The sequence below is a fragment of the Actinomycetes bacterium genome (assembly GCA_036000965.1).
Taxonomy (GTDB): domain Bacteria; phylum Actinomycetota; class CALGFH01; order CALGFH01; family CALGFH01; genus DASYUT01.
Genome location: DASYUT010000120.1, coordinates 1 through 3,297 on the forward strand (window position 1 = coordinate 1; position 3,297 = coordinate 3,297).

Consider the following 3,297-nt stretch of genomic DNA (forward strand, 5'->3'; position numbering starts at 1 on the left):
GCAGGTCCGGCAGGCTCGCCCGCAGATCCCGCTGAATCGATGGCAGCGCCACGCTCACCACGGTGATATCCAGCAGCAACATGAACGCCGCCGTGCACACCAGCACCAGGGTCCACCGCTGCCGCGACGACGTCCCCGGGACTTCAGCCATCTGCCTTACCACCCCAAGCGGCGGCCGCTGTCATGACGGCTGCGGTCAGCAGGCGTTCCCAGTAAAGCGAGTGCTCACATCACTATCCGGCCGCAGTCAGGGGGCCTTAGCACCTTCCCCGGTCATGTGGCTAGCTCGGTCGAGTGATTACCTGGTCGACATCAGCGGTTCTCGGTTGGCAGGGCGGGGGCGAAGAAGTCGATGAGCAGTTTTGTGACGCGCTCAGGCTCGTCGTGATGGACCCAGTGCGACGCGTCGGGCAGGCGCTCGACGCGGTCGAGGTTGGGCACATCGTCGTGCTCGGGCTCGGCTAGTTCTGGGCCGAGGTAGCGATCGCGTTGCCCCCAAATGACCAGGGTGGGCGCGCTGATCGGGCGAAGCGCCGCTTCGGCGCGCTTGGGCGAGGTTCGCACCGAGGACCGGTAGTAGTTGATCATCCCGGTTGCCGCGCCTGGCTGCGACCACGCCTCGACGTAGCGGTCGATCTCCTCCGGCGTATAGGCCGGCCGGCCGGGCGTCGTCCACAAAGTGCCGGAAGAACCGCCAACCGTCGGCGTGCACGACGCTTTCGGGCAGCTCCGGGAGCTGGAAGAAGAAGAAGTACCAGGACTTGCGGAGCTGGCCCGGGTGGTGCAGTCCCTGCGATAGCTTCCGCGGATGGGCCGCGTTGAGGATGGCCAGCCGGTCCACGACCTCGGGGTGGTGCATCGCGGTGGCCCAGGCGACGGTTCCGCCCCAGTCGTGACCGACCAGTAGCGCGGACTCGGCGCCGCGTTCTTGGATGAGACCGCGGATGTCGGCGGCCAGCCGGTCGGTGTCGTAGGCCGCGACGCCGTCCGGCCGCGATGACAGGTTGTAGCCGCGCATGTCGGGTGCAACGACGCGGAATCCCGCCGCCGCGAGCGGTTTGATCTGCAGCCGCCAGCCGTACCAGAACTCGGGGAAGCCGTGCAGCAGAACGATCAGCGGCCCATCGCCGGTTTCGACGTAATGCAATCGTATGTCGCCGACCTCGGCGTAGCCCTCACGAAGGTCGCCGCCTGTGCGGTCCTCGGTTCTGCTCATTGCCGCCTCCCTTGCTGGGCGAGTTCGTCGGCGTAGACCCGGGTGTCGATGGCGTCCAGCACGGCCAGCCGCGCGTGGTCGACCGTCCAGGCGGCGAACTCGATCGCGTCGGCGGCGTCAGCTTCCGTCCCATCTGCCTGGCGGGCGGCAAGCTTGGCATCCCGCTGGTCGGCCCGCCTGTCCATCTTCGCTTCGAAGTCGTCCAGCTTGGCGGCGGCGTCGGCCTTCATCTGGGCCCACTTGCTGCGGGCACTGGCCGCGGCCTCACCGACCTGCTGCCCGGCGTCCATGGCGGCCAGGTCCACGTCCACCTTGGCCTGGTCGATACGCTGGCGCAGCTGCTCACGGGACTCCGACACAGCCGCCTGGGCCGCCGCCTTGGCATGGGCGGCACGTTGCTGGAGATCGTCGAGCTTCGCGGAGAAGTCCATGGGTCCCCCTCGGTAGGTCCCCTCGGTAGGCGACTACAAGCATCGTTGGCGTCGGCCGGCGTTCGCATCTGCCGGTGGCCAGCGCGACTGGCCAGTCGCGGCCTCGCGGCGCGCCGACCAGGACGCCGGCTGGAGCGCGAAGCTCTGTAATGCCGCCTGCGGCCCCTTTGGCCGGGCCGCGTAAAGGCAGCGAATGGCTCCGCTAGCTCGGGTCGAAGCCGGCGTTGGTGAGCATCCGACGCAGGTCAACGATCAGCTGTCGGTCGAGGTCCTTGTCGTCTGGCGGCTGCAGGACCTGGGTCTCGCCGCCGAGCTCGACCTTGACCTTGCCGTTGGGCTCCTGGGTTGTCGTTCCGACGGCCTCCAGAAGCGACAGCACCTGGCGCCACTCGACGTTGCCGCTCAACGGGTGGCTGAAGATCTTCTCGAGCGTGACGCGATGGTGGTGGTTGAGGTCCGCTGCCACGAGGCGTCCTCCTCAGTCTGCGTCGTCACGGGCTACCCGCATGAGTGAGGCCGACGAAGGTCGCCGGTTCCAGTGACGTGGTTCTCACCATGGGGACAGTCCGCAGCGGCGCAGGAACGAAAACGGCAGGTGCAGGGTAGCCCGGATCCGCTGGATGCCACGCTCGACCGCCGCAATGATCTCCTCCAGGGTGTCACCGGCCAGGTTGGCCAACCCGGTGCCCTTGAGGCTGGCCCACAGCGGCTCGACCGGATTGAGCTCGGGGGGTAGCCCAGGGCCTCGGCATAGTGCGGGCTTGTCTGGTTGGTGATGCTCGGGTGAGTGGACTGGGCTGCATGTAGTACAGGCACGGTTCCCGGCGATCATGCGGGTATCGAAGCCCATGACCAGTCCGGAAGACCGTGCCTGCCCCTCCATCATCCCCCATTGCCGCCGTTGCCCAGCGGCTGGACGCACCCGCCGCGCTGGCACCCGGGCAATACCGTGACCTGCTCGACTCCCTCGCCCAGATCGCCGACCCACGCCACCGACGCGGCCGACGGCACACGCCTGCCACCGTGCTGGCCGTGGCGGTGTGCGCGGTGTTGACCGGCGCGAGATCGCTTGCCGCGATCGGCGAGTGGGCCAGCGACGCGCCCGGCCAGGTGCTGGCCGCGCTCGGGGTGCGCCGTGACCTGCTCACCGGCACCTGGCGGCCACCCGGCGAGGCCACCGTGCGCCGCGTGCTGGCCCGCATCGACGCCGACGCGCTGGACCGCGCCATCGGCGCCTGGCTGGCTGCCCAGCAGCCGTCACCGCCACCACCCCGCCCGCCGCGGCGGGCGGTCGCCGTCGACGGCAAGACCCTGCGCGGCAGCGGCCACCACCCCCTCCCGCAGGTCCACCTGCTGGCCGCCATGGACCACGCCACCCGCGCGGTCCTGACCCAGACCGACGTCGACACCAAGACCAACGAGATCACCGGGTTCCAGCCACTGCTGGACGGCCTGGACCTGGCCGGCCGGGTCATCACCGCCGACGCCATGCACACCCAACGCGAGCATGCCGACTGGCTGGTCACCCACAAACACGCCGCGTACATCCTGATCGTCAAGGCCAACCAGCCCAGCCTCTACCATCAACTCGCCACCCTGCCGTGGCGCGATATCCCGATCGCCGACCACACCCGCGACCGCGGCCACGGC

5 protein-coding genes are annotated in these 3,297 nt (G+C 69.1%); 1 reads left to right on the top strand and 4 read right to left on the bottom strand.

Features of this window, described 5'->3' with window-relative positions; genetic code table 11:
* Nucleotides 1-373: 373 nt before the first annotated feature.
* The 4 genes from VG276_09955 to VG276_09970 all read right to left on the bottom strand — a co-directional run bounded on the left by VG276_09955 (nucleotide 374) and on the right by VG276_09970 (nucleotide 2,326).
* Entirely contained in the window at nucleotides 374-1,216 is an 843-nt protein-coding gene (locus VG276_09955) for an alpha/beta hydrolase (GenBank protein ID HEV8649708.1), read from the bottom strand.
* The gene (locus VG276_09960; protein ID HEV8649709.1) at nucleotides 1,213-1,647 is read right to left on the bottom strand and encodes a hypothetical protein; all 435 of its coding nucleotides are present in this window, start codon (nucleotides 1,645-1,647) and stop codon (nucleotides 1,213-1,215) included. Before VG276_09960 ends, VG276_09955 begins: the two co-directional genes overlap by 4 nt.
* Nucleotides 1,648-1,849: 202 nt before the next feature.
* Nucleotides 1,850-2,113, bottom strand: a complete 264-nt coding sequence (locus VG276_09965; protein HEV8649710.1) for a type II toxin-antitoxin system HicA family toxin — start codon at nucleotides 2,111-2,113, stop codon at nucleotides 1,850-1,852.
* Between the two features lie 84 nt (nucleotides 2,114-2,197).
* Complete coding sequence (locus VG276_09970) at nucleotides 2,198-2,326, bottom strand: hypothetical protein (protein ID HEV8649711.1); 129 nt, start codon at nucleotides 2,324-2,326, stop codon at nucleotides 2,198-2,200.
* Between the two features lie 188 nt (nucleotides 2,327-2,514).
* Here VG276_09970 and VG276_09975 point away from each other — a divergent pair.
* Nucleotides 2,515-3,297: ISAs1 family transposase (locus tag VG276_09975; GenBank protein ID HEV8649712.1), on the top strand; the 783-nt coding region annotated here is incomplete at its 3' end.

Excerpts from the sequence above, each read along its gene's own strand:
- VG276_09955 (HEV8649708.1), bottom strand. The coding sequence starts at position 1,216 with ATGAGCAGAACCGAGGACCGCACAGGCGGCGACCTTCGTGAGGGCTAC.
- VG276_09960 (HEV8649709.1), bottom strand. The coding sequence starts at position 1,647 with ATGGACTTCTCCGCGAAGCTCGACGATCTCCAGCAACGTGCCGCCCAT.